The organism is Mitsuaria sp. PDC51 (assembly GCF_900113225.1).
In the GTDB taxonomy this organism is placed as follows: Bacteria; Pseudomonadota; Gammaproteobacteria; order Burkholderiales; family Burkholderiaceae_C; genus Roseateles.
Genome location: NZ_FOZE01000002.1, coordinates 751867 through 777864, shown reverse-complemented (window position 1 = coordinate 777864; position 25998 = coordinate 751867). Strand labels below are relative to the sequence as shown.

18 protein-coding genes are annotated in these 25998 nt (G+C 71.4%); 8 read left to right on the top strand and 10 right to left on the bottom strand.

The window, feature by feature from the left end; all coding sequences use genetic code 11:
* Positions 1-35 precede the first annotated feature (35 nt).
* Positions 36-1115, bottom strand: a complete 1080-nt coding sequence (locus BM393_RS14800; RefSeq protein WP_091727573.1) for a UDP-glucose--hexose-1-phosphate uridylyltransferase — start codon at positions 1113-1115, stop codon at positions 36-38.
* Positions 1116-1208: 93 nt separating this feature from the next.
* Positions 1209-3254, bottom strand: coding sequence for a beta-galactosidase (locus tag BM393_RS14795; RefSeq protein ID WP_254783459.1), 2046 nt, complete (start codon positions 3252-3254; stop codon positions 1209-1211).
* A gap of 289 nt (positions 3255-3543) precedes the next feature.
* Between BM393_RS14795 and BM393_RS14790 the strand changes: the two genes are divergently transcribed.
* The 5 genes from BM393_RS14790 to malG are packed head-to-tail and all read left to right on the top strand — an operon-like array spanning position 3544 to position 10955.
* On the top strand, positions 3544-6087 hold the full coding sequence (locus BM393_RS14790) for a beta-galactosidase (protein WP_091727568.1): 2544 nt from the start codon (positions 3544-3546) through the stop codon (positions 6085-6087).
* A gap of 3 nt (positions 6088-6090) precedes the next feature.
* On the top strand, positions 6091-7278 hold the full coding sequence (locus BM393_RS14785) for an ABC transporter ATP-binding protein (protein WP_091727565.1): 1188 nt from the start codon (positions 6091-6093) through the stop codon (positions 7276-7278).
* Complete coding sequence (malE, locus tag BM393_RS14780) at positions 7263-8504, top strand: maltose/maltodextrin ABC transporter substrate-binding protein MalE (RefSeq protein WP_091727561.1); 1242 nt, start codon at positions 7263-7265, stop codon at positions 8502-8504. Before BM393_RS14785 ends, malE begins: the two co-directional genes overlap by 16 nt.
* Complete coding sequence (gene malF / locus BM393_RS14775; RefSeq protein WP_091727556.1) at positions 8504-10045, top strand: maltose ABC transporter permease MalF; 1542 nt, start codon at positions 8504-8506, stop codon at positions 10043-10045. Before malE ends, malF begins: the two co-directional genes overlap by 1 nt.
* Positions 10046-10076: 31 nt before the next feature.
* Positions 10077-10955, top strand: a complete 879-nt coding sequence (malG, locus tag BM393_RS14770) for a maltose ABC transporter permease MalG (protein WP_254783458.1) — start codon at positions 10077-10079, stop codon at positions 10953-10955.
* Positions 10956-10964: 9 nt separating this feature from the next.
* Here the strand turns inward: malG and BM393_RS14765 are convergent, their stop codons facing one another.
* The 6 genes from BM393_RS14765 to BM393_RS14740 all read right to left on the bottom strand — a co-directional run bounded on the left by BM393_RS14765 (position 10965) and on the right by BM393_RS14740 (position 19796).
* On the bottom strand, positions 10965-12017 hold the full coding sequence (locus BM393_RS14765) for a glycosyl hydrolase 53 family protein (RefSeq protein WP_254783457.1): 1053 nt from the start codon (positions 12015-12017) through the stop codon (positions 10965-10967).
* Between the two features lie 140 nt (positions 12018-12157).
* On the bottom strand, positions 12158-14845 hold the full coding sequence (locus tag BM393_RS14760; RefSeq protein ID WP_091727549.1) for a TonB-dependent receptor: 2688 nt from the start codon (positions 14843-14845) through the stop codon (positions 12158-12160).
* Positions 14846-14961: 116 nt separating this feature from the next.
* On the bottom strand, positions 14962-16299 hold the full coding sequence (locus BM393_RS14755) for a glycosyl hydrolase 53 family protein (protein WP_175538348.1): 1338 nt from the start codon (positions 16297-16299) through the stop codon (positions 14962-14964).
* A gap of 203 nt (positions 16300-16502) precedes the next feature.
* Positions 16503-17753, bottom strand: a complete 1251-nt coding sequence (locus tag BM393_RS14750; protein WP_091727541.1) for a DEAD/DEAH box helicase — start codon at positions 17751-17753, stop codon at positions 16503-16505.
* The gene (gene dbpA / locus BM393_RS14745; protein ID WP_091727538.1) at positions 17750-19186 is read right to left on the bottom strand and encodes an ATP-dependent RNA helicase DbpA; all 1437 of its coding nucleotides are present in this window, start codon (positions 19184-19186) and stop codon (positions 17750-17752) included. Before dbpA ends, BM393_RS14750 begins: the two co-directional genes overlap by 4 nt.
* A gap of 100 nt (positions 19187-19286) precedes the next feature.
* The gene (locus BM393_RS14740; RefSeq protein ID WP_091727534.1) at positions 19287-19796 is read right to left on the bottom strand and encodes a DUF6265 family protein; all 510 of its coding nucleotides are present in this window, start codon (positions 19794-19796) and stop codon (positions 19287-19289) included.
* Between the two features lie 115 nt (positions 19797-19911).
* Between BM393_RS14740 and BM393_RS14735 the strand changes: the two genes are divergently transcribed.
* The gene (locus tag BM393_RS14735; protein WP_091727530.1) at positions 19912-20853 is read left to right on the top strand and encodes a LysR family transcriptional regulator; all 942 of its coding nucleotides are present in this window, start codon (positions 19912-19914) and stop codon (positions 20851-20853) included.
* Positions 20854-20868: 15 nt separating this feature from the next.
* Here BM393_RS14735 and BM393_RS14730 read toward each other — a convergent pair whose 3' ends face one another.
* On the bottom strand, positions 20869-22740 hold the full coding sequence (locus BM393_RS14730) for a DUF885 family protein (protein WP_254783456.1): 1872 nt from the start codon (positions 22738-22740) through the stop codon (positions 20869-20871).
* Between the two features lie 86 nt (positions 22741-22826).
* Entirely contained in the window at positions 22827-24005 is a 1179-nt protein-coding gene (locus BM393_RS14725; protein WP_091731565.1) for an NAD(P)/FAD-dependent oxidoreductase, read from the bottom strand.
* Positions 24006-24209: 204 nt separating this feature from the next.
* On the opposite strand from BM393_RS14725, the gene BM393_RS14720 reads away from it, so the two are divergent.
* Positions 24210-25238 carry an amidohydrolase family protein gene (locus BM393_RS14720; protein ID WP_091727526.1) on the top strand — a complete coding sequence of 343 codons (1029 nt, stop codon included), beginning with the start codon at positions 24210-24212 and terminating at the stop codon, positions 25236-25238.
* A gap of 76 nt (positions 25239-25314) precedes the next feature.
* The gene (locus BM393_RS14715) at positions 25315-25998 is read left to right on the top strand and encodes a YitT family protein (RefSeq protein WP_091727523.1); all 684 of its coding nucleotides are present in this window, start codon (positions 25315-25317) and stop codon (positions 25996-25998) included.

Genomic DNA, 25998 nt, shown 5'->3' with positions numbered 1-25998 from the left:
GTTGAAAGGGGCGGTCGTCGCGGCGCCGGGCAGGCTCAGCGCTGGCGGTAGTGGGTGGACGGCTGCTCGCGCAGCCGCGCGGCGGCCTGCTCGGGCGTGAGGTCGCGCTGCGCCTCCGCCAGCAGCTCGAAGCCGACCATGAACTTGCGCACCGTCGCGCTGCGCAGCAGCGGCGGATGGAAGTGCGCATGCAGCTGCCAGTGCGGCGACGCCTCGGCCTGGGCGCCGGTGGGCGCGCCGTGCCAGCCCATCGAGTACGGGAAGCTGCACTGGAACAGGTTGTCGTAGCGGATCGTCAGCGCGCGCACGATGGCCGCCAGGCTGGCCTGCTGCGATGCGCTCAGCTGGTCCATCCGCTGCACGGCGAAACGCGGCAGCAGCAGCGTCTCGAACGGCCATTCGGCCCAATAGGGCACCAGCGCGAGCCAGTCGTCGTTCTGCACGACCACGCGCTCGCCGCCGGCCTCCGCGCGCGCCACCGCCAGCAGCATCGGCTCGCCCTGGGCGGCCAGCCAGTCGCGCTGCAGGCGGTCCTCGCGCGCCGGCAGGTCGGGCACGAAGTCGCTGGCCCAGACCTGACCATGCGGATGCGGGTTGGAGCAGCCCATCATCGCGCCCTTGTTCTCGAAGACCTGCACCCAGCGCCAGCGCTCGCCCAGTTCGCGCGTCTGCGCGGCCCAGCAGGCGACGACCTCGCGCAGCGCGGCCTCGTCGAGCTCGGGCAGGCTGCGGCCATGGTCCGGCGAGAAGCAGATCACCCGGCTCGTGCCGCGGGCCGGTTCGGCCTGGAACAGGCCCGCCGCCGCCGCCGGGGCGCCGCCAGCGTCCGGCGCCGGCACATCGGCCATCAGCGCGGGGAAGTCGTTCTCGAAGACGAAGGTGCCGGTGTAGGACGGGTTGACCTCGCCGTTGATGCGGGTGTTGCCGGCGCACAGGTAGCAGCCCGGGTCATGCGAGGCGCGGACTTCCAGGTCGGGGCTTTCGGTCTGGCCCTGCCACGGGCGCAGGCTGCGCTGTGGCGACACCAGCACCCATTTGCCGGCCAGCGGATTGAAACGGCGATGCGAGTGGCGGTTGCGGTCGAAGGCCGCGGAGACTTCGGAAGAGGTGACCATCTGGGAGCGGGCGAGGGCAGTGGGACGTGGATCGGAGGGGCGTGGGACCGGTGCGCCGGGTGCGCGAAGGGACGGACGATAGCGCGACCGGGCTCAATCGGACAGATGCCAGATGCCGACACCGCCGGGCGGCAGCGTCGCGCCGCCGAGCAAGGGGATCGCGCCCTGCGGCACGGGCACCACGGCCGGCTGCGGCCCGCGGTGGATCGCGAAGAGCCATTGGCCGCGGCGGCGCAGGCGCAGCCCGGGCGCCAGCGCCTCGGGCGCGAGCGGCGACAGGCCGGCCTCGCGGGCCGCGGCATCGACCCAGCGCAGCAGCAGGTCCGCGTCGACGTGACCGGCATGCAGGTGGAAGCGTCCGCGCGCGAGCCAGGCCGGCGCGCCGTCCTCGTAGCGGGCCAGGACCCGGACCTCCTGCGCGCCCGCGGCGTTGCCCGCATCGAGTTCGATCAGGTCGCGCCATTGCAATCCGACGCCGTGGCCGTGCGCGCCTGCGTCGATCGCCAGCGTGCGGCCGGGGCGCATCGATTCCACGGCGCGCACGCGCACCGGCAACCATTCGCGCAGCGGTCCCGGCGGCAGCGGCTCGGCGATGGCGAGCTGGTCGGTCTTGCTGCCGGTGCGTGGCCCGGCGATGACGACCGCCGTGCTCGCGCGCAGCCGCTCGACCAGCGCCTCGTCCAGGTGCAGCGTGCCCGGCAGCACGACGAGGGCGTAGCCCGCGAGCGACGCGTCGGGCGCGACGATGTCGACGTCCAGCCCGAGCCGGCGCAGCGCGCCGTAGTACGCCAGCATCGGGCCGAAGCCCGCCATGTCCTTGCCCTGCGGCTGGATCTGCGCCATCCACAGCGACGGGTAGTCCATCACCAGCGCGACCGCCGCCGGCCGCATCGCCAGCGACGCCGCATCGCCGGCGGCGAGCAGCCGCCCGATCTCGGCGCCGACCTGAGCGGCTTCGCGGCCGCCGTCGTCCAGCGCGCCGTCCGGGCGGTTCAGCCCCGAATGCATCTGCTCCTGGCCGAAAGGCAACTGGCGCCAGCGGAAGTAGGACACCAGCTCCGCGCCGTGCGCGAAGGCCTCCCAGGTCCACGCGCGGACCATGCCGGGCAGCGGCAGCGCGTTCCAGTCGGCCCAGTTCACCGGTCCGGCCTGCTGTTCCATCACCCACATCCGGCCGCGGCCGATGCCGCGGTACAGGTCGTGATGGAAGGCGGTCAGGTCCGGATGTCCGGTGCGCGCCCATTGCTGGCGCTCGGCCTCGGTGAGGAAGGTCGCGGCGGTGTCGACGTGGCCGAGCGGATAGCTGTCCCAGGCGGCGATGTCCAGGTCGGTGCCGCAGGCGTGGTGGTCGAACTCGGCGAACAGGCCCATGAAGTTGTGCAGCACCGGGCGGCCGGGCGCGTGCGCGCGGATCAATTCGACCTGCAGCCGGTTGTAGCGCACCACCTCGTCGGAGGCGAAGCGGCGGAAGTCCAGCGCATGCGCGGGCAGCGGGCTCGTCGGCTGGCCGACCGGGAAGCCGACCTGCTCGAAGCTCAAGAACTGCAGGCCCCAGAAGGCGGTGCCCCAGGCCTCGTTCATGCGCTCGACGGTCTCGTAGCGCGCCCGCAGCCAGCGCCGGAACGCGGCCAGCGCGGCCGGCGAGTAGGACAGGGTGGTGTCGTGGCAGCCGTACTCGTTGTCGGTCTGCCAGGCGACGACGGCCGGATGCGCACCGTAGCGCCGGGCCATCGCGGTCACGATGCGCCGCGTGGCCTCGGTCAGCGACGGGCTCGAGAAGCAGTAATGCCGGCGCGCGCCGAAGGGCTTCACGCGGCCGTCGGCGCCCACGGGCAGCACGTCGGGATGGGCCTCGACCAGCCACTGCGGCGGCGCCGCGGTCGGCGTGCCCAGCACCACCGACAGGCCCTCGCCGGCGAGCACGTCGATCGCCTCATCCAGCCAGGCCCAGTCGAACTGCCCCGGGGCCGGCTCCATGCGGGACCAGGCGAATTCGGCGATGCGGACCGTGCCCAGGCCGAGCGCGCGCATCGCGCGGGCGTCCTCGCGCCAGCGCGCCTTCGGCCACTGCTCGGGGTAGTAGCACACGCCCAGGCGCAGCGGCGCCGGCGGATCGGACGGGAAGGAGATCGGGGGCATGAAGCGGGCGGGTGTCGGCCGAACGATCGCGAGGATGCGTCAGCGCCGGTTAATCGATTAATCTGATTGGAGCAACCTGCGGGGGCGATGTCAATCGGAATGCCCAGCATCCCGGCCGAGGCGAGGGTGGCCGCAGGTGCGATGGCGCTCGGACAGCATCGAAGCCAAGGGCGCTCCGCGTAGAATGCGGCCGCTTCTGCGGACTTACCCGTATTGCCCCCTGGGGTCGCCCTTGGTCTACTGACTCGGATTAAACGATTAACTGCCTCTTTCGGGGCAGCACAACGACGTGAGCGAGACAACCCCGCCGGCGCCGGTGGCGCTACAGGTGCCCCCGACGGTGCCGACGCCCGAGACCGGCTTCCTGAACCTGGGCCTGTACCCGCATCCCACCCGCAGCCTGGAGGTCAACAGCCGCTACCTGGTGCTGGACGGCCGGCCCTGGATGCCGGTGATGGGCGAGTTCCACTACAGCCGCTATCCCGAGAACGAATGGGCGGGCGAGCTCGCCAAGATCAAGGCGGGCGGAGTGGACGTCGTCGCCAGCTACGTGATCTGGAACCACCACGAGGCGGTGCAAGGGCGCTGGCGCTGGGACGGCCAGCGCGACCTGGCGCGCTTCATCGACCTCGCGGCCGAGGCCGGCCTGTTCGTCTACCTGCGTCCCGGTCCGTGGGTGCATGCCGAGGTGAGGCTGGGCGGCTTTCCCGACTGGCTCGCCGCGACCTGCGAGCCGCGCAGCAACGATCCCGCCTACCTCGCCCACGTGCGCCGGCTCTACGGCGAGATCGCGGCGCAGGCGCGCGGCCGGTTGTGGTGCGACGGCGGGCCGGTGATCGGGCTGCAGCTGGAGAACGAATACGGCGGCACCGGTCCGGGCCGCGGCGCCGAGCACATCGCCGCGCTGAAGCAGCTGGCGATCGACGTCGGGCTCACCGTGCCGATCTACACCGTCACCGGCTGGCCGACGCTGGACATCCCGCCGCGCGAGGTGCTGCCGGTGTCGGGCGCCTACGCCGATGGGTTCTGGCAGGGCTCGCGCGAAGCGCTGCCGCCGTCGGGCGTGTTCCTGTTCAACACCCGTCGCGTGATCGGCGAGATGGGCAATGTCGACGGCACGCCGGCCGCGGGATTGATCGATACGGCGCATTACCCGTTCTGCCTGGCCGAGGCCGGCGGCGGCATGGCGCAGAGCTACCACCGCCGACCGGTCGTGGACGCCGACGACGTGCATGCGACGACGCTGGTTCAGTTGGGGTCGGGCGCCAACCTGTACGGCTATTACATGTATCACGGCGGCACCAACCCGGTCTGCGAGACGGGGCCGCTCAACGAGACCCAGGCGACCGGGTATCCCAACGACGTGCCGCAGTGGGGCTACGACTTCCAGGCACCGCTGGGCCAGTACGGCCAGGTCCGGCCGTCGTGGGGACGGCTGCGCGCGCTGCATCAGCTGATGCGCGACTTCGGCGCGTCGCTGGCGCCGTGCGAGGCGGTGCTGCCGGTGGACGGGCCCTTCGATCCGGCCGATCGCGCGTTGCCGCGCATCGCGCTGCGGGCGGCTGGCGCGTCGGTGGCGGAGGTGGAGGGCTTCGTGTTCGTCAACCACCATGTGCGCCATCACCCGCTGCCGGCGCGGCGGGACCTGGCCATCGAGCTGCGCACGGCCGACGGCGGAGCGCTGCGCCTGCCCAGCGAGGGCGGCGTGGCGCTGCGTCCGGGCGCGGCCTTCATCTGGCCGGTCGGACATCGCTTGGGCGCGGCGCGCCTGCGCCAGGCGACGGTGCAGCCGATGGCGCGCTGGACCGAGGCCGATGGAGAAGTGGTTTGGACGGGCTTCAGCCTCGAGGGCATCGCGGCGGAGCTGGTGTTCGATGCCCAGGGGCTGGCCACGATCGAGGTGCGCGGCGGGCATGTCGAGCGCCGCGGCGAGGTCTGGGTCGTGCGGCTGGATTCGTGCGAAGGGCCTCGGCTGGTGTCGCTGCGCGATACCGCGGGACGGATGCATCGCGTGCTGGTGCTGTCCGAGGCCGCCGCGGCGGCGACGGCGAAGGTTCGGATCGGCGGGCGCGAGCGGCTGATGTGGTCCAGCCATCCGGCGACGGTGGGCGTGGGTGCGGACGGGGAATTCATCGGCATGGACGCCGGCGTCGAGGAAGCGGCCTGGGTGCGCGTGTTCCCGGCGGAGGGGCTCGGTGGCGGGCGCGAGGAGCTGGCGGTCGAATGGGCGGTGTGGTCGTTCGCGGCAGGGATGAGTGGGGCGGGAGGGCGCTGGCCCTCACCCTCGCCCTCTCCCGCGATCGCGGGAGAGGGAATGACCGAGGCGGCTTCCGGCAGCGGCAATGGCAATGGCGGTCGGGACGGTGGCGAGGTGCGTCTCGCGGTCGCGCTGATGCAGGCGGCGGGCGAGCCGCCGGCCTTGCGCTGGGGGCCGCATGTGCCTTGGCGCGACGGGCCGGTGCCGCTGGTGCCGGACGAAACCGCGCATGCGGCCGAGGCCCACTGGGCGATCGTGCCGTCGGACGGGCTGCCGCGCGGCCGGGTCTGGCTGACGCTGGAGCTGGTCGGCGATGTCGCGCGGCTCGAGGTGGACGGCGTCGTCGTCGACGACCGTTTCTGCGATGGCAGTCCGTGGACGATCGCGATCGATCGCTGGCGTCGCGCCGACGGCGCGTGGCCGTCTATCACGCTGGCGGTGCTGCCCATCGCGGCGGACTTGCCGGTGTTCCTCGAGCCGGAGGCTCGCGCGCTCGGCGCCGGTGCGGCGCTGCGCCGGGCCACGCTCCGCGTCGAACGGCGGCTCGTCATCGACCTGGGCGTGGGGGAGCGCTGAACCATGGCCTCGGTGCAACTGGAGCAGGTCGGCAAGACCTACATCGAGGGCGGCGTGCCCACGGTGCACGACGTGACGCTGGACATCGCCGAAGGCGAGTTCTGCGTGTTCGTCGGCCCGTCGGGCTGCGGCAAGTCCACGCTGCTGCGCATGATCGCGGGGCTGGAGACGATCAGCAGCGGCGAGCTGCGCATCGGCGGCCGCCGCGTCAACGAGAAGGCGCCCGGCGAGCGCGATGTCGCCATGGTGTTCCAGAGCTACGCGCTCTATCCGCACCTGGACGTCGGGGAGAACCTCGGCTTCGGCCTGCGCCTGGCGCGCGTGCCCAAGGCCGACGCGCAGCGCCGCATCGAGGAGGTCGCGAAGCTGCTGCAGATCGATCACCTGCTGCGGCGCAAACCGCGCGAACTGTCCGGCGGCCAGCGCCAGCGCGTCGCCATCGGTCGCGCGCTGGTGCGCCAGCCCGGCGTGTTCCTGTTCGACGAGCCGCTGTCCAACCTGGATGCCGCGCTGCGCCAGCAGACGCGGCTGGAGATCGCGCGGCTGCATCGCAGCCAGGGCCGGGCCAGCTCGATCTACGTGACCCACGACCAGGTCGAGGCGATGACGCTCGCGGACCGCATGGTGCTGCTGCAGCCGCCGCCGCCCGGGGCCTTGTTGCCGCAGCCCAGCGTCGCGCAATGCGGCGCGCCGCTGACGCTGTACCGGCGGCCGCGCAACCTGTTCGTCGCGGGCTTCCTGGGCTCGCCGCGGATGAACTTCCTGCCGGCGACCCTGGTCGAGCGCCGCGACGACGGCGTGGTGGCCGCGCTCGCCGATGGCACGCGCCTGTCTCTGCCGGTGCGCGCCGACGGCGTGAACGACGGCGATACCGTCACGCTGGGCGTGCGGGCCGAGCACCTGCGCCCGGTCCCGGACGCGCGTGCTGGTGGCGCCTCGCCGGGCGCGCGCCTGAGCGAGCCGATCCGCACGCAGGTCCAGTGGCTGGAACACCTGGGCGACCAGAGCCTGGCCTACCTGGCGGGGCCCGGCGGCGCGCTGGTGTCCCGGCTGCCCGAGGGCCACGGCGCGCCCGCGATCGGCGAGGCCTTCCCGGTGGCGGCCTTGCGCGACGAGGTGCACGTCTTCGATCCGCGCGGCGAAGCGCTGCCGCGGCTGCACGAGGAGGCGGACGCATGCGCGGCCCGATGAATCCGCGGCGGCGCCAGGCGCTGCTGGCCGGTGCCGGCCTCGGTGCGAGCGGCCTGGCGACGTGGAGCGGCGCGGCGCGTGCGGCGCTGTTGCCGGACCGCGAGCCGCTGCGGGTCTGGATCAACGGCGACAAGGGCTATGAGGGCGTGGCCCGGATCGGCGAGCGCTTCACGAGCGACACCGGCGTGGCGCTGCGCGTCGAGCATCCGGAGAACGGCGTCTCCAAGTTCGAGCAGGCCGCCGCCGCCGGCAAGGGCCCCGACGTGTGGATCTGGCCGCATGACCGCGCCGGCGGCTGGGCCGCGTCCGGGCTGATCCGGCCGGTGGCGCCGTCGCGCCAGTTGCGCGAAGCGGTCGCGCCGATGGCGTGGTCGCCGTGGCGCATGGGCGGCCGCACTTGGGGCTATCCGATCGCGATCGAATCGGTCGCGCTGATCGTCAACCTGGATCTCGTGCCGCGCGCGCCGCGCAGCTGGGACGAGGTCTTCGAGATCGACCGCCGCCTGCGCCCGCAGGGCCGGCGCGCGATCATGTGGCCCTACAACGAGTTCTATTACACCTACGCGCTGATGTCGGCCGGCGGCGGTTATGCCTTCCGCCGTCGCGAGGACGGCAGCTGGGACGCGAGCGACAACGGCATCGACACCGAGGGCACGCGCGCCGGGATGTCGCTGCTCAAGCGCCTGGTCGACGAGGGCCTGGTGCCGCGCACGGCGACCTATGCCGAGAGCGAAGCCGCGATCAACGAGGGCCGCGTGGCCATGACCATCAACGGCCCCTGGGGCTGGAACAACCTCCAGAAGAGCGGCCTGCGCGTCGCGGCGGCACCGCTGCCGTCGCTGCGCGGGCGGCCCGGACGGCCGATGACCGGCGTGCTGGGCGCGATGCTGTGCGCGTCGAGCCGGCAGCCGCTGCTGGCCACCGAGTTCATCGAGCGCTACCTGCTCAGCCTCGACGGGCTGCGCGCGATGCAGGCCCATGTGCCGCTGGGCGTGCCGGCCAACACGGCGCTGCTGGGCGAGTTGCGCGGCGACGCGCTGGTCGAGGGCACTGCCGCGGCCGCCGCCTTGGGCGAACCCATGCCCAACGTGCCCGAGATGGCGCGCTTCTGGACCGCGATGAACGCCGCGGTGCAGAGCATCACGCAAGGCCGCGAGACGGTGGCCGACGGCCTCGCCCGCGCCTCGCGGCGCGTGGCGGGGCAGGTGTCGAAGGAGGCGTCGTGATGCGCGCGCTCGCCCTCGGGCTGCATGCCCTGAATCTCGCCGCGGTGGCCGGGCTGCTGTTCCTGTGCCAGCAGCTGCTGCGCGCGCACGACGCGCTCGCCGCCATGGCGGTGCTCGGCGTCGCGGGCCTGCTGGTGCTGCTGCAGTTCAGCAAGCGCCTGCAGGCCTGGCGCTACGTGATGCCCGGCGTGTCGGCGGTGCTGGTCTTCATCGTGCTGCCGATGGCCTTCACGCTGGGCATCGCCTTCACCAACTACAGCTCGGCCCACCTGCTGTCCTTCGAGCGCGCGACCGACGCGCTGCTGCAGCGCACCGACAGCGAGGGGCTGGGCATGGACCTGAGCCTGCTGCGCGAGGGCGAGGGCGCCACGGCCCGCTACCAGGCGCGCCTGCGCGACGATGACGGCAAGGACTGGCTCAGCGCGCGCTTCACGCTGCCCGCGCCCGGCGCGCCGGCCACCGGCACGACGGTGATGCTCGGCGCGCTCGAGGACGGCCAGCCGCTGCCCGGCGAACCGCTGCCGCCGCGCGCGCTCGTCGAGCTGCTACCGCAACTGCGCACGCTGGTCCTGCGCACGCCGGACGACCGCCCATGGCGCCTGTCCAGCCTGCATCGCATCACCGACCAGGCGCAACGCTACGCGCCGATCGACGCCGACCGGCTGCGCGACCTGCGCGACGGCAGCATCGTCACGGCGGACCACGCCGCGGGCGTGTGGCGCGATGCGTCCGGCCAGGCGCTGGAGCCCGGCTTCCGCACGACGGTGGGATTCGCCAATTACGCCCGCATCTTCGGCGACAGCAGCTTCTTCGAGCCCTTCGTGCGCGTGTTCGTCTGGACCGTCAGCTTCGCTTCGCTGAACACGCTGCTGACCTTCGCGCTGGGCCTGTTCTTCGCCGTGGCGCTGAGCTGGCCCGCGCTCAAGGGCCGGGGCGCGTACCGCGTGGCGCTGTTCCTGCCCTACGCGGTGCCGGCCTTCATCTCGATCCCGGTCTTCCGCGGCCTGTTCAACGAGAACCTGGGCGAGATCAACCTGGTGCTGGACCTGCTCTTCGGCGTGCGACCGGGCTGGTTCAGCGACGCGACGCTGGCGCGCGCGATGGTGCTGACGGTCAACACCTGGCTGGGCTACCCGTACATGATGATCCTGGCGATGGGCCTGCTGAAGGCCATCCCCGAGGACCTGTACGAGGCCTCGGCGCTGGCCGGCGCGGGCCCGGTGACCAATCTGCTGCGGATCACGCTGCCGCTGATCGCGCGGCCGATGGCGCCGCTGCTGGTGGCCTCCTTCGCGGCCAACTTCAACAACCTGACGCTGATCGCGCTGCTGACCGAAGGCGCGCCGGACTACCTCGACACCCAGGTCCCCGTCGGCGCGACCGACCTGCTGGCGTCCTACACCTACCGCATCGCGTTCAACGACGGCGGTCAGAACTACGCGCTCGCCTGCGCCATCTCCTCGATCGTGTTCGTGATCGTGGCGCTGCTGGCCTACGTCAACCTGCGCTGCTTCGGCGGCGCGAAAGCGACCCGGCGCTGAGCCGGGCGGGAGCTTCGTCATGGCGATGGTGATGACCTCTTCGCAGCGCTGGCGCGTCTGGGCGCTGCATGCGGTGCTGATCGCCTTCGTGGTGCTCAGCCTGCTGCCGCTGCTGATGATCGTGTCGATCTCGCTGCGGCCTGGCAACTTCGCCGGCGGCAGCCTGATCCCGAAGGCCATCAGCTTCGAGCACTGGCGCCTGGCGCTGGGGCTGCCGGTGGTCGACGCCCAGGGCCAGGTGACGCCGCCGCCGTTCCCGGTGCTGCAGTGGATCTTCAACTCGCTGAAGGTGGCGCTGGTGAGCGCGGCGGCCTGCCTGGCGCTGTCGGTGACCAGCGCCTATGCGTTCGCTCGGATGCGCTTCCGCGGCCGGGACGGCACGCTGACGGCGATGCTGCTGCTGCAGATGTTCCCGTCGGTGCTGGCGCTGGTGGCGATCTACGCGATCTTCGACCGGCTCGGCGACTGGGTGCCGTGGCTGGGCCTCAACAGCCACTGGAGCCTGGCGCTGGCCTACACCGGTGCGGTGGCGCAGCACATCTGGCTGGTCAAGGGCTACTTCGAGAGCATCCCGCCCGACCTCGAGGAAGCCGCCGCGGTCGACGGCGCGAGCCGCTGGCAGTCCTTCGTGCTGGTGCTGCTGCCGCTGGCCAAGCCGGTGCTGGCGGTCGTGTTCGTGCTGGCCTTCCTGGGCGCGATGATCGAATACCCGGTCGCCTCGGTGCTGCTGCACGACGAGCAGCAGCTGACGCTGGCGGTGGGATCGCGGCTGTTCCTGTTCAACCAGCGCTACCTCTGGGGCGACTTCGCCGCCACGGCCCTGCTCGCGGGCTTGCCACTGACGCTGATGTTCCTGCTGATGCAGCGCTGGCTCGTCGCGGGCCTGACCGCGGGGGGCGTCAAGTCATGAGGCCTGGGATCAGAAGGGATCCATCGCGCTGGTGAAGCGCCCGGAGCCATCGAGCGCGCCCCAGGTGTAGCCCTGCCAGCCGGGATAGGCCTGCGGCTCCCAATACAGGACGCCCAGGCCGTTGGCGCCCAGCGCGGACACGCGCGTGAGCAGGTCCGCGATCATGGCCTTGGACGCGGCGGCCTGCTGCCAGTCCATGCCGGTCTCCGCCACGATCACCGGCTTGCCGTAGCGCGACACCATGTCGGCCATGTTGGTCGACAGCGCCGCGTTGCGGCTGCTCCAGTTGCTGGACGTCGGATAGTGGGACATGCCGATCACGTCGTAGCGCGCGCCGTTGGCCTTCATGCCGTCGAAGAACCAGCGGAACACCGCGTTGTCGTGGCCGTTGGCCAGGTGCAGGATCACCTTGGCCGAGGGGAACACCGCCTTCACCGCGTCGTTGCCGTTGTTGATCAGCTTGACCAGGTTGGCGAAGCTCGATCCCGAGGCTTGCCCGTCGGGCCACAGCATGCCGCTGTTGATCTCGTTGCCGACCTGCACGTAGTCGACGGTCACGCCGTTGGTCTTGAGGTAGCTCAGGATGCCCTGCGTGTGCGCGTAGACGTCGCTCATCAACTGCGTGAACGAGTGGCTGGCCCAGCTGGCGGGCTTGGTCTGCTGGCCGGGGTCGGCCCACGAGTCGCTGTAGTGGAAGGTCAGCATGACCTTCTGCCCCTGGGCGATCGCGCGTTTGGCCTTGTAGAGCGTGTCGGCGCCGTCGCACCAGCCGCCGTTCGGGTTGACCCAGACGCGCAGCCGGATCGTGTTGATGCCCAGGTCCTTGAGCAGCTTGAACGGATCGGTCTTGGTGCCGGCGGCGTTGTAGAAGCTGTAGCCGGCCGATTCCTGCTGGCTGACCCAGCTCACGTCGGCGCCCTTGACCAGCGTCGCCGCCGCCGCGGGCAACGCGGTAAGCGCGGCGGCCAGGCCCAGTCCGGCGCCGATGGCTGCCCGGCGCGTGAGGCCTCCCGTGGCGCGGGCGGCCGCCGTCATCGTGGTCTTCATCGTCTTCGTCGTCATTCCCCTGTCTCCTTGGTGGTTGTGGTGGAGGGAACTCGGAGCGGTCCGACCCGGCGTCACCGCTGACGCGCCGGGTGGGCAGGCGCGGATCGGGCCGCAAATGAAAAGGCCCGGCGCTCAGGCCGGGCCGGGGGCGGGGCTTACAGCTCCGCGCGCAGGCTGATCGCGAAGCGGCGATCGTCGGTGTAGGTGCCGCGCGGCAGGCCGTAGTCGCTGAACACGCTGCGGCGCACCGTCCGCGTCAGGTTGTTGCCTTCGAGCGCGATGCGCAGCCGGGGCGTGATCGCGTAGCTCAGGTAGGCGTCGACCATGCCGTAGCCCTTCATCGTCACCGGCGTCAGCGCGGTCACGCCGTCGTTGCTGGGGAAGCTCAGCCGCGAGCCGACGGTGTAGTCGCTGCGCCAGTTGTAGGCCAGCCGCGCGGAGAAGTCGCCCAGGTCGTACATCGCCACCAGGTTGGCGCTGCGCTTGGACAGCCCCTCCAGCGGCGCGCTGCGGCCGTCGATCGGGCTCGGGGCGGCGCTGTCCACCAGCGTGAAGTTGGCCTGCAGGCCCAGCCCGCGCAGCAGTCCGGGCAGCTTGTTGAAGAAGCCGGTGTAGCCGACCTCCAGGCCGCGGATGCGGCCGTCGCGGCCGTTGCTCGGCGTCGTGAGCGTGTAGCTGGTGCCGTTGATCGTGGTCTGCGTGCTGGTGGTCTGGATGAAGCCCGACACGTCCTTGTAGAAGGCCGCGCCGTAGACCGAGTCGCTCTTGGACAGGTAGTACTCCAGCGTCGCGTCGACCTGGCTGGCGCGCAGCTTGTCGAGCTCCGGATTGCCCTGGTAGCCGGTCCGGTCGTTGACGTTGAGGCTCAGGCTGGGCGTGAGCTGGTCGAAGTTGGGCCGCGTGACCACGCGCGACAGCGCCAGCCGCGCCAGCAGGTCGCGCGTGAGCTCGAGCTTGAGGTTGAGCGAGGGCAGGAAGTCGGTGTCGGTCTTGGACAGGTCCACGCGACCGCCGCTGGTGGCGGTGTAGCCGCGCTGGGTGCGCGTGGTGACGGCGCGCACGCCGACGTTGCCGGTCAGCGGCAGGCCCCCGAGCGTGGTGTCCAGGTCGCCGGCGACATAGACGGCCGCGGCGCGCTCGCGGAACTCGAAGCTCTGCGCCGGATCGAGCTCGGGCACCGTCAGGTTGAAGGTGCTGCGCACGGCTTGCGCGTCGCGCAGCCAGCGCGTGTCGGTGACGGTCAGCCACTGGCGCGGGATGTTGCCGGCGCCGGCGTCCTTGAGCAGGTTGTCGTAGGGCAGCAGGCCCACCGCCGGGATCTGCGACAGGTTGAACATCCAGATGTCGTCGATCGTGTTGATCTCGGCGCTGCTGGCGCGGCGGTCGTTGAGCCGCACGCCGGCGTGCAGCGTGGTCAGCGCGCCGAAGTCGACCGGCTTGTCGCCATCCAGGCGCCAGGCGGTTTCCTTGCCGGTGTTGCGGGTGCGGAAGTACAGCGCCTTGTCGGCCCAGTAGTTGGCCGGGTTGTCGAGCTGCGCGGTGGGCGAGAAGGCCGACGGCAGCTTGGTGCCCAGGTCGAAGCTGTAGCTGACCGGGTCGTTGGCGAAGGTGCCCAGGCGCACCTCTTGGTAGAAGCGGTCGAAGGTGCTGCGGGTGTGGCTGAGGTCGCTGCGCAGCGTGGCGTCGCCGACCTTCCACTTGCCGGCCAGCGCGAGCTGGTCGATCTTGGTGTTCTCGTCGGCCACCGAGCCCGAGGTGCTCATGCTCGCGCCCCAGAAACTGCCCGAGACGAACCGGCCGTTGGCGTCGGTCTGGATCGCGCCGTTCGGCCAGAGCTGGCCCTGGTTGGCGGTGTTGCTCCAGTTGGCCCAGAAGGGCGAGGCGTAATGGCCGTAGACGTCGGTGCGGCTCTTGAGCTGCGTGTGGTTGAAGTCCAGCGTGTATTCGCTGCGGCCATCGGGGCGCCACTGCAGCGAGGCGCTGGCGGCCTTGCGGTCGCGCTCGCCGAATTCATAGGCCAGCCACTGGCCCAGCGGCGCGACGGTGCCCGAGCCGTCGGCCAGCTGCGCCGGGTTGTCGAGCTCCTGCGTGTCGGAGCGGTAATCGCGCTTCTGCGCCGACACGCTGAGCAGCGCGCCGAACTCGCCGGCGTCGGTGCGCCAGCGGTTGGACACCAGCAGCGAACCTTCGCCGTTGTTCTTGTCGGCGAGCTCGGCCCGCGTGGCCTTGACCGAGCCGGCCAGCTTGAAGCCGGCGAAGTCGAACGGGCGGCGGGTGCGCAGGTCGATGACGCCGCCGATGCCGCCTTCGATCAGGCTGGCGGTCGGGGTCTTGTAGACGTCGGCGCCGGCGAGCAGCTCGGCGGGCACGTCCTGGAAGGCCAGTCCGCGCTCCTTGCCGGCGGTGAAGATGACGCGGCCGTTGAGCAGCGTCTGCGTCTGCTGCAGGCCGCGCACCTGGACGCGGTCGCCCTCGCCGCGGTTGCGCGAGATCTGCACGCCGGTGATGCGCTGCAGCGCCTCGGCGACGTTGGCGTCGGGCAGCTTGCCGATGTCGTCCGCGACGATGGAGTCGACGACCTGGTCCGCGTTGCGCTTGATGTCCTGGGCCTTGATCAGGCTGGAGCGCTGGCCCTGCACGACCACGGTGTCGAGGGCGCTGCCGGCGGCGGACGCCGGCGCGGCCTGCGCGCGGGCGTCGGCCGGCAGCAGCAGCGCGGCGCAGGCCAGCGCGACGGGCGCCAGCAGGAAGACGGAGGTGCTGGCGGCGCGGAGGGCGGGACGGGCGGCGGGGCGGATGCCGCGGGCGCGGGCGTCAGGCGTGGCGAGGGTGGACAGGGTCATGATGTCTCCGTCGTTGGACGTGTCGTGTTGTTGTCGAGGGCCGCGTCGCGGGCTGCCTCGTGGCGTCGTGGGGTCGTGGGGTCTTGGGATCGTGGGACGTCGGTCAGGGGAGGGCGTCAGCGACAGGGCGCCGCGTCGCGCATCGCGGTCAGCGAGGGCAGCGCCCGGCCCCGGTCGTCGAACAGCGTCTGGTTGGCCCAGCCGTTGCCGTCGCCGGTGCGCCAACCCGCGCCGGGCACCGCGAGCCAGGCGGGCTCCCAGTAGAAGACGCCCAGGCCCTGCGGCACCGCGGCCACCGCGCGGACCACGTCGCGCAGCATCCGCGCCTGGCCCTCGGGCGTGGCGGGATAACCGGAGCGGCGCGCGCCTTCCTCGTTGAAGACCGCGCCGCCGCCGCCGGGGTTGTCCAGCTGGTGGCCGTACGCGGTTTCGACCACCACCAGCGGTTTGCGGTAGCGGTCCGACAGCAGGCGCAGGTTGTCGCGCAGCGCGTCGTAGGGGTCGTGGTGATACGGGTACCAGCTCAGGCCGATGACGTCGTAGTCGAGCTTGGCGGCCTCGAACCCGTCGTAGACCCGGCGGAAGGTCTCGGCGCTCTTGCCGTCGCCCTGGTGCGCCAAGTGCAGCATCACCGGCAGGCGACCGCCGCGCAGCGCGTCGGTGGCCCGGACGCCGCGGATGCCGGCCCGCAGCAGCGCGATGAAGGCCGCGTCGCCGCCGACCTGCTCGTCGGGCGTCTGCCGCCAGGTCTTGCCGTCGGGCCAGAGCATGCCGCCGTTGATCTCGTTGCCGACCTGGATCATGTCCGGGTCGGTCCCCTGGTCGTGGAGGGCCTTCAGCACCTCGGAGGTATAACGTTCAACCTCCTGCGCCAGCGCCGCGCCATGCAGGCGGGTCCAGGCCGCGGGTTTCGCCTGTTTGCCGGGGTCGGTCCAGTGGTCGCTGTAGTGGATGTCCAGCAGCCATTTCATGCCTTGCGCCTTCAGCCGCCGGGCCAGCCGGAGCGTGACGGCCAGGCCGTTGTCGCCGCCGCCGACGGGCTCGCCGTGGCGCGAGACGATGCGGCCGTCCTCGATCACGTCGTGGGCGTTGACCGGCGTGTGCCACAGCCGCAAGCGGCCCCAGTTCATGCCGGCCGCGCGCAGGATCTGCAGCGCGGAGCCCGGCCGGCCGTCGGCCGTCGAGAACTTCCCGCCGCCACGCTCGACGGTCTCCAGCGTGGAGATGTCGACGCCGAGGATGAAGTCCTTGCGGTGAGAGGTCTTGATCGCGCCGTCCGCGTCGGCGTCGCAGCGGGGGACGGACGGAGCGGCCGGCGCGGACGCTGGTTCGGCGGCAGGCGCGCCAGCGGACGCGGAGGCGACGGCTGATCCGGCGGCGCAGAGCGCGGCACCGGAGAGCACCAGGTTGCGTCGGGTGACGCCAGGACGGGGCAACGGGCGCGGCAGGATCACGGCTGTCTCACTCGCCGGGACGCCTGGCGGCGCCTCGGCCTTGTTGTCGGTGCCAGCTATCTTGCTGGTCAGGTTAATCGCTTAACCTTGCGACTAGTGTCGTCGATTGCCGCAGGGTGGGGGTGAGGGGTTTCCCGATCCCGAGCCGGCCTGACGCGCCGGCGTCACACACCGGCCTCACATGCAGCCCTAACGCATCGGCCTCAGGTGCCGCGCTTCACCGTGGCCGCCGCCGCGGCGGCCCGGAGCTTGTCCTTCTTGCTGGGCCGCCGGCCCTTGACGCCGCCGGTCGCCGCGTCCGGCGGCGCGGTCTCGGTCGGCTCGAAGCCGGCGATGCGCTCGCGGGCGACGCGCCGTCCCTGGCGCTTCTCGATCAGGCGGAAGTGCGCTTCCGTCGCGGCGCTGATGAAGCTCACCGCCAGGCCGTTCTCTCCGGCGCGCGCGGTGCGGCCGATGCGGTGCGTGTAGTCCGCCGCGGCGCGCGGCAGGTCGTAGTTCACGACGACCGGCAGCCGCGCGATGTCGATGCCTCGCGCGCCGAGGTCGGTCGCCACCAGCACCCGCAGCCGGCCCGCCTTGAAGTCGGCCAGCGTGCGCGTGCGCGCGCCCTGGCTCGCGTCGCCATGGAAGGCGGCGGCCTCCAGGCCGGCCCGGCGCAGCTTGTCGGCCACGTGGTCGCAGGCATAACGCGTGGCGACGAAGACCAGCACGCGCGACCAGTCGCCGCGTTCGATCATGTGGCGCAGCAGCGGCGTGCGCCGCGCGGCATCGACTTCGACGGCATGCTCCTCGATCTGCCCCTCGGTGGCCGGTTCGCCGCTGACCTCGACGCGCACCGGGTCGTGCAGCAGCTGCGTCGTCAGCGCCTGCACCGCGTCCGGGAAGGTGGCGGAGAACAGCAGGTTCTGCCGCCGGCGCGGCAGCAGCGCCAGCACCTGCGCGAGCTCGTCGGCGAAGCCCGCGTCGAGCAGGCGGTCGGCCTCGTCGAGCACCAGGCAGTCGACGTCGCCGAGCTTCAGCGCGTTCTTCGCGACCACGTCGAGCAGCCGCCCGGGCGTCGCCACGACGATGTCCGCGCCGCCGCGCAGCGCCATCATCTGCGGATTGATCGACACGCCGCCATACAGCACCGAGACCTTGACCGGCTCGCGCAGGAAGCGCCCGACCTGGATCAGGGTCTCGCCGACCTGCGCGGCGAGCTCGCGCGTGGGCACCAGCACCAGCACCTGCGCGCGGCGCAGCGCCGGCCGCACGCCGGCATCGAGGCGCTGCAGCACCGGGAAGACATACGCGGCCGTCTTGCCCGAGCCGGTGGCGGCGCTGCCCAGCAGGTCGCGACCGGCCAGGATCGGTGCGATGGCAGCGGCCTGGATGGGGGTGGGGCGGTCGAAGCCCAGTTCATCGGCGGCGCGCAGCAGCGCGGGCGACAGCCCGAGGTCGGCGAAGTCGCTCACAGGCGCCTCACCTTCACCGACTTGCCCTTCACCTTGCCGGCATTGAGCCCGCGCAGCGCCTGGTCCGCCAGCTCGGGCGCGATGGCCACGTAGGTGGAGAACTCGTTGACGTTGATCTTGCCGATGCTGGCGCCGTCCAGGCCCAGGTCCTTGGTCAGCGCGCCCAGCACGTCGCCGGGGCGGATCTTCTCCTTGCGGCCGCCGAGGATCTGCAGCGTCACCATCGGCGGCCGCAGCGGCGGGCCGCCGGCCGTGGCGGTCAGCTCGGACAGCGGGGACCAGGAACTGACGCTGCCTTGCATCTGGTCGATGCGGCCGACGCGGCCCATCTCGTCCAGGCTGGCGAGGCTGAAGGCCCAGCCCGCTTCGTCGGCGCGGCCGGTGCGACCGATGCGATGCACATGCACCTCGGGATCGGGCGTGATGTCGACGTTGATCACCGCCTCGAGCTGCGCGATGTCCAGGCCGCGCGCGGCCACGTCGGTGGCGACCAGCACGCTGCAGCTGCGGTTGGCGAAGCGCACCAGCACCTGGTCGCGCTCGCGCTGTTCCAGGTCCCCATGCAGCTCCAGCGCCACGATGCCCTGCGCCTGCAGCACGGCGACGAGGTCGCGGCACTGCTGCTTGGTGTTGCAGAAGGCCAGCGTGCTGGCCGGGCGGAAGTGGTTGAGCAGCAGGCCGACGGCATGCAGCCGCTCGGCCTCGGTCACCTCGTAGAAGCGCTGGCGGATCTTGTTGGCCGCATGGCGCTCGGTCAGCGTCACCGTCTTGGGGTCGCGCATGAAGCGGCCCGCCAGTGCGGCCACGTCGTCGGGATAGGTGGCCGAGAACAGCAGCGTCTGGCGCTGCTTCGGGCAATGGGCGACGACCTGGGCGATGTCCTCGGCGAAGCCCATGTCCAGCATGCGATCGGCTTCGTCCAGCACCAGCGTGTTCAGCGCCTCCAGCGACAGCGTCTCGCGCTGCAGGTGGTCGAGGATGCGGCCCGGCGTGCCCACGACGATATGGGCGCCATGCGCCAGGCTGGCGAGCTGCGTGCGGATCGGCACGCCGCCGCACAGGGTCAGCGTCTTGATGTTGTCCTCGGCACGGGCCAGGCGGCGGATCTCCTGCGTGACCTGGTCGGCGAGCTCGCGCGTCGGGCACAGCACCAGGGCCTGGACGGCGAAGCGGCGCGGATTCAGGTTGGCCAGCAGCGGCAGCGAGAACGCCGCGGTCTTGCCGCTGCCGGTCTTGGCCTGCGCGATCAGGTCGTGGCCGCCCAGCGTCAGCGGCAGGCTTTCCGCCTGGATCGGCGTCATCGAGAGGTAGCCCAGCTGGCGCAGGTTGGCCAGCATGGCGGGGGGCAGGGGGAGGCGGTCGAAGGCGGTCGCGTCGGACGCGGGCGTCGGCGCTGCCGGGGCGGCGGAGCCGGTGGGATCGGTGCGGGTCATGCGCGATTGTCGGCGATCCGCGCCGCCGGCCCCGGGCCCGCCTGCCGGCGAATCGACGATGAAGTCGCGTTTCGGGCCCGCTCGGCGGGGCCGTCCGCCGTCAGGGCGCGGGCTTGGCCGCCTCGCAGGCCACGCGCCGCATCGGGAAGTCGATGCCGCGCGTCGTGCCGTTGCGCTGGCCCTCGATGCGGGCGGCGAGCCCCGTGTCGCCGACGGCGCGGTAGATCACGCGCTGGGGGAAATCGTGGGCCGGGTTCTCGAAGGTCACGGCGCGTTCGCCGATCGAGGTGGCCACGAAGGTCGCCTCCTTCTGCCGCGACGGCTGCGCGATGAAGACCGGCTGGCCCTCGGCGTTGAGCCGGATCTGCATGAACTCGTGCTCGACGGTGCGGCCGTTCCTGACCGTGCGGCCGATGCCCAGCATCGTGCCGCCGGCCAGCGGCAGCCAGTGCTCCACCGAGCCCGCTTCGCCCTTCTCTGCGGCCCAACAGCCGGCCAGCCAGCCGAGCCGCTCCAGCTGGACGTCCTCGGCATGGGCGTTGGCGGGGGCGAGGGCGGAGGCAAGGGCGGCAAGCGGCAAGGCAATCACGGCGGCGAGGCGAGGGCGCATGGCGTGGGCTCCGGTGGGACGATGCGCGAATCTACCGCCGGGGCCGCGCTGGCGCCAGGCGGCCGCGAAAGAGAATGCGCCCGATCTCGCCAACAGCAATCAAGGTGACTCGACGATGGACCGATTCGATGCGCTGCTCGCCTTCGCCCGCGTGGTGGAGGCCGGCAGCTTCACCAAGGCGGCGCAGACGCTGCACCTGAGCAAGACCACCGTGACGCAGCTGGTGCAGCAGCTCGAGGCCCGCCTGCGGGTGAAGCTGCTGCACCGCACGACGCGGCAGGTGCGCGTGACGCCGGACGGCGCCGCGTACTACGAGCGCGTGGTGCGCGTGCTGGCCGACCTGGACGACGCGGACACGGCGCTGTCCAGCGCCACCACGTCGCCGCGCGGCCGGCTGCGGGTCGATGTGCCGACGCCCTTCGCGCGCCTGGTCCTGATGCCGGCGCTGCCGGAGTTCCATGCGCGTCATCCGGAGATCCAGCTCGACATGGGCGTCAGCGACCGCATCGTCGATGTCATCGGCGACAACGTCGACGCGGTGCTGCGCGGCGGCGAGGTCACGGTGCCGTCGCTGATCGCGCGACGCATCGGCGAGCTGCCGCTGGGCGTGTATGCCGCGCCGTCCTACCTGGACGCGACCGGCGTGCCCGCGCATCCCCGCGACATCGAGGCGGATCCGCAGCGCATCGTCGGCTTCCTGCGCGCGAGCACGGGACGCATCGCGCCGATCCAGATGCGGCGCGGGGAGGAATCGGTGGAGGTGCGCGGCCGCTACGTCGTCGCGGCCGACGATGGCAATGCCTACCTGGCGGCCGGGCTTGCGGGCATGGGCGTGCTCTGGCTGCCGCGCTACATGGCCGGGCCGCATGCGGCGCGCGGCGAGCTCGTGCCGCTGCTCGAGGACTGGACGATGGACCCGATGCCGATGTATCTCGCCTATCCGCCCAACCGCAACGTCAGCGCCAAGCTGCGCGTGTTCATCGACTGGGTCGACGAGCTGATGCGACGGCATGCGCCGGCGATCGTGCCGGCGGCGTCAGGGCCAGGCGAAGGTTGATGCGCGCGTCGGGAGTCAGGGCGCCGCGGTGGCCGTGGAGCTCCCGGCCACGCGGCGCGTGCCGACCCAGTCGTCGACCACCTGCTCGAGCACGGTCAGCGGCACGTCGCCGGTCAGCAGCACCGTGTTGTGGAACTGCTTGATGTCGAAGCGGTCGCCGAGCTGCTGGCGGGCACGCTCGCGCAGCGCCTCGATGCGCAGCCGGCCCAGCATGTAGGCGCAGGCCTGGCCCGGCCAGGTGACGTAGCGGTCGACCTCCTGCGGGGTGATGCCGTAGTCGATGGCCTGCTGGCGGGTCCACTTCATCGCATGCAGGCCGGTGTCGACCACCAGCCGGCGGGCGCGGAACAGCGCCCCGTACAGCTGCCCGAGGTGGCCGACCGGATCGCCGTCATACCAGCCGTTCTCGACCGCCAGCTGCTCCGCGTACAGCGCCCAGCCCTCGACGTAGGCCGAGCCGGCCGAGAACGCGGCGCGGCGGCGGAAGTAGGGCAGGTCCCTGGCCTCCATCTGGATTGCGAGCTGGAAGTGGTGGCCCGGGATGGCCTCGTGGTGCACGAGGGTCCGCATGTCCGCGATGTCGTAGGTAGGGCCGGCCAGCGGCGCCCAGAACACGCCCGGCTGGGAGCCGTCCGGCGCCGGGGTCGTGTAGTGGGCGGCGGCGGTGGGCTCGGTCAGCGCGGGCTCGCGGCGCACCTCGACGGGCGCCTTCGGTATGACGTCGAACAGCAGCCGCGCGCGCGCCTGCGCGTCGCGCAGGTAGGTGGTGTAGCGGTCCAGCAGCTGGACCTGCGGGGCGGCGTCCTTGGGCTGTCGGTCGGCGTCCATCTTGCGATAGCGCTGCTCGATGCTGCCCTCGGCGTAGCCCAGCTGGCGCAGCAGGCCGTCCATCTCGGCTTCGATGCGGGCGACCTGCTTCAGGCCGATCGCGTGGATCTCGGCCGGCGAGAGCTCGGTGGTGGTGTTGGCGCGCAGCCGCGCGGCGTAGAACCGGTCGCCATCGGGCAGGCGCCAGACGCCGGCGTCATCGGTGGTCCGCGGCAGCTGCGCGCGCAGCAGCGCGAGGCCGCGGCGCCACGCCGGCACGATGGAGCTCGCAACGATGGCCTCGGCCCGCCCGCGGGCGCGCTGGCGGGCGGCGGCGTCCATGTCGGGCAGGGTCGCCATGCGCTCCGCCAGCGACACCACCAGCGGGTTCTCCGCTGGCTTTGGCGCGACGAACTGCTCGATCTGGCCGACGGCGGTCGCGGTGATGAAGCGCGGCATCAGCATGCCCTTGGCCTGCGCGGCGCGGGCGCGGACGATGCCCTGGTCCATCAGCGCGGCCAGGCCGTCCATGCGCTGCAGGTAGCTGCGCACGTCGGCCGCGTGGCGCATCGGGTGTTCCTGCACGAGGAAGGTGATCGGGCCGACATGCACGCCGGCCATGTGCTCGAAGACGTAGGGGTGGTCGAGGAACTCGCCCTCGGCGACGTTCTGCCGCATCGTCCAGGCCATCAGCGCGGCGGAGGTGCGCTGCGTCGGCGACAGCGCGTCGCGCGGGAAGCGCGCCAGCTCGGCCAGGGCGCGGCGGTCGCGGGCGATGTCCGCGAGCTCGTCCTCGCGCGAGAGCGAGTCCCATTGCCCGTCGAGGCGGGCCTGGACCTCGCCCTGGAAGTACTGCATGCGGGTGGCGTGCTCCGGTGCGTGCCGCATGCGCTCGGCGGCGACGCGTTCGGCCCAGGCGTCGAAGCCGGCGGCGCTGAAGTCGTTCGAGGCGCTCGAGGCGGCGGCCGGTGCGGCCAGGGCCTGCATCGCCGGCGCGGCCAGCACGCCGCCCAGTCCGGCCGCCAGCAAGGTGCGGCGGCGCACGGCGGGCGCGGCGCCGGATCGGATCGTCTTGGTCATGTGATCTCTCTGGTCGACGAAGCGTCGATTGGAACGGCCGGCAGGGTAACCGGCTATTCGTCACTCCCGGGTGTCAGGGCGTGTCTCTAAACGTACTGCGCCGCCGCATGCGCCGAGGCCCAGGCCCACTGGAAGTTGAAGCCGCCCAGGTGGCCGGTGACGTCCAGGACCTCGCCGATGAAGTACAGCCCCGGCGACTTGAGCGATTCCATGGTCTTGGACGACACCTCCTTGGTGTCGACGCCGCCCAGCGTCACCTCCGCGGTGCGGTAGCCCTCGGTGCCCGCCGGCACCACCTGCCAGGCCGACAGGCGCTGCGCGATCTGCTCCAGCTCCGCGTGGGCGTACTGCTTGATCGGCTTGGAGACGAACCACTGCTCCGCGATCAACGTCGCCATCTTCTTGGTGAACAGCTCGGCCAGCAGCGTCCGGAGCTCGGCATTGGGCCGGTCGTTGCGCTGCTGCGCCAGCCAGACCGGCACGTCCAGGTCGGGCAGCAGGTTGATCTCCACCGCCTGGCCCGGCAGCCAGTAGGACGAGATCTGCAGGATCGCCGGGCCGCTCAGGCCGCGGTGCGTGAAGAGGATGTTCTCGCGGAAGCTCTTGCCGTTGCAGCTCACCAGGCAGTCGACCGAAGTGCCGCTGAGCTCGTTGCACAGGTCCTTGAGCTGGTCGGTGATGGTGAACGGCACCAGCCCGGCCCGCGTCGGCAGCAGCTGGTGACCGAACTGGCGGGCCACCTGATAGCCGAAGCCGGTGGCACCCATGGTCGGGATCGACAGGCCGCCGGTGGCGATCACCAGCGACTGGCATTGCATCGGCCCCGCCGAGGTCTCGAGCCGGTAGCCGGTTTCCATCTTCTCTATCCGGTCGACCGAGGTCTCCAGCATCGGCGTGATGCCGACGGCCGCGCACTCGGCCAGCAGCATGCGCAGGATGTCGATCGACTTGTTGTCGCAGAACAGCTGGCCCAGCTTCTTCTCGTGGTGCGGGATCTGATGCTTGTTGACCAGCGCGATGAAATCCCACTGGGTGTAGCGCGCCAGCGCCGACTTGCAGAAGTGGGGGTTCTGCGAGAGGAAATTGGCCGGCTCGGTATAGAGGTTGGTGAAGTTGCAGTTGCCGCCGCCGGACATCAGGATCTTCTTGCCGGCCTTGTTGGCGTGATCCACCAGCAGCACGCGGCGGCCGCGCTGCCCGGCCAGCGCAGCGCACATCAACCCCGCGGCACCCGCGCCAATGATCACGACATCGGTGTCCCGCACGTCCTGCACACACTTCCCTTCGACCTGTGAATCGCTGCCCGGCGGCGCGCGGAGGGCGCATCGCGGCGGGCGCGGGAGCTTAACGCATCCGGCTCCCCGCCCTCGCGCCGCCATGCCGGATCTGAATAGCAGCTAGTCCTGGCCATACCTAGGACGATGGGGCCGGGCTGTCCACAATCCGCCGCAGCCGATAGAAAGACCCCCATGATCATCGACGTCCACGGACACTACACGACGGCCCCGGCGGCGCTGGGCGCCTGGCGCGACCTGCAGGTCGCCGCGCTCAAGGACCCGGCGAAGGCGCCGAGCGCGAGCGCGCTGAAGATCTCCGACGACGAGTTGCGCGAGTCCATCGAGACCAACCAGCTCAAGAAGATGAAGGAGCGCGGCTCGGACCTGACCATCTTCAGCCCGCGCGCCAGCTTCATGGCGCACCACATCGGCGACTTCCAGACCTCGTCCACCTGGGCGGCGATCTGCAACGAGCTCTGCGCGCGGGTGGCGGCGATGTTCCCGGATCACTTCGTCGGCGCCGCGATGCTGCCGCAGAGTCCCGGCGTCGATCCCGCGAGCTGCCTGCCGGAGCTGGAGAAATGCGTCCGCGACTACGGCTTCGTCGGCCTCAACCTGAATCCCGATCCCTCCGGCGGCCACTGGACCAGCCCGCCGCTCACCGATCGCCATTGGTATCCGCTCTACGAGAAGATGGTCGAGCTGGACGTGCCCGCGATGATCCACGTCAGCACCAGCTGCAACGCCTGCTTCCACACGACCGGCGCCCATTACCTGAACGCCGACACGACCGCCTTCATGCAGTGCCTGACCGGCGACCTGTTCAAGGACTTCCCGACGCTGAAGTTCCTGATCCCGCACGGCGGCGGTGCGGTGCCCTACCACTGGGGGCGCTTCCGCGGGCTGGCGCAGGAGCTCAAGAAGCCACTGCTCGACGAGCACCTGCTCGACAACATCTTTTTCGACACCTGCGTCTATCACCAGCCCGGCATCGACCTGCTGACGAAGGTGATCCCGGTGAAGAACGTGCTCTTTGCGTCCGAGATGATTGGCGCGGTGCGCGGCATCGATCCCGAGACCGGGCACTCCTACGACGACACCAAGCGCTACATCGAGGCCACGCCGCATCTGAGCGACGCCGAGCGGCACCTGGTCTACGAGGGCAACGCGCGCCGCGTGTTCCCGCGGCTGGACGCGCGGCTGAAGGCGCAGGGGCGCTGAGACGCGCCCAGGGACAAGCGCCAGCCGCCCCGCCTGCTGCGACACTCCCGGGCATGCTTTCTGCTTCGTGCCTGGGATGAGCGCCACGCCCAACGACCCCGCCCCGCCGCCCGCCGCCGCACCTGCCGCTGCACCTGCCGCCGTCGAGCCGCTCGCCGACCTGGCGATCCGCTCGCACACGCCGTTCGAGGATGCGCAGGCGATCTTCACCGGGACGCTGTTCGTGTCGCTGGCGCTGATCCTGTTCGCGCAGGTCGGCTTGCTGACCGGCGGCACCGCGGGCGCGGCCTTCGTACTGCACTACGCCACCGGCGTCAGCCTGGGCAAGCTGTTCTTCCTGATCAACCTGCCGTTCTACTGGTTCGCCTGGACCCGCATGGGCCGCGAGTTCACGCTCAAGACCTTCGTCTCGATCGCGCTGCTGTCGGTGATGACCGAGTTCTCGCCCAAGCTCTTCGCCATCGACCGCATCCATCCGGCCTATGCCGCCATCCTGGGCGGCGCGCTGCTGGGCTCGGGCTGCCTGTTCCTGGCGCGGCATCGCGCCAGCCTCGGCGGCGCGACCATCGTGTCGCTCTACCTGCAGAAGGCCAAGGGCTGGCGCGCCGGCAAGGTGCAGATGGCCATGGACTGCGCCATCGTGCTGCTCGCGCTGACAGTGGTCGATCCGGAGCGCGTCGCCTACTCGGTGCTCGCGGCGGTGGTGATGAATCTCTTCATCGCGGTCAACCACAAGCCCGGCCGCTATGCCGTGCTGTGA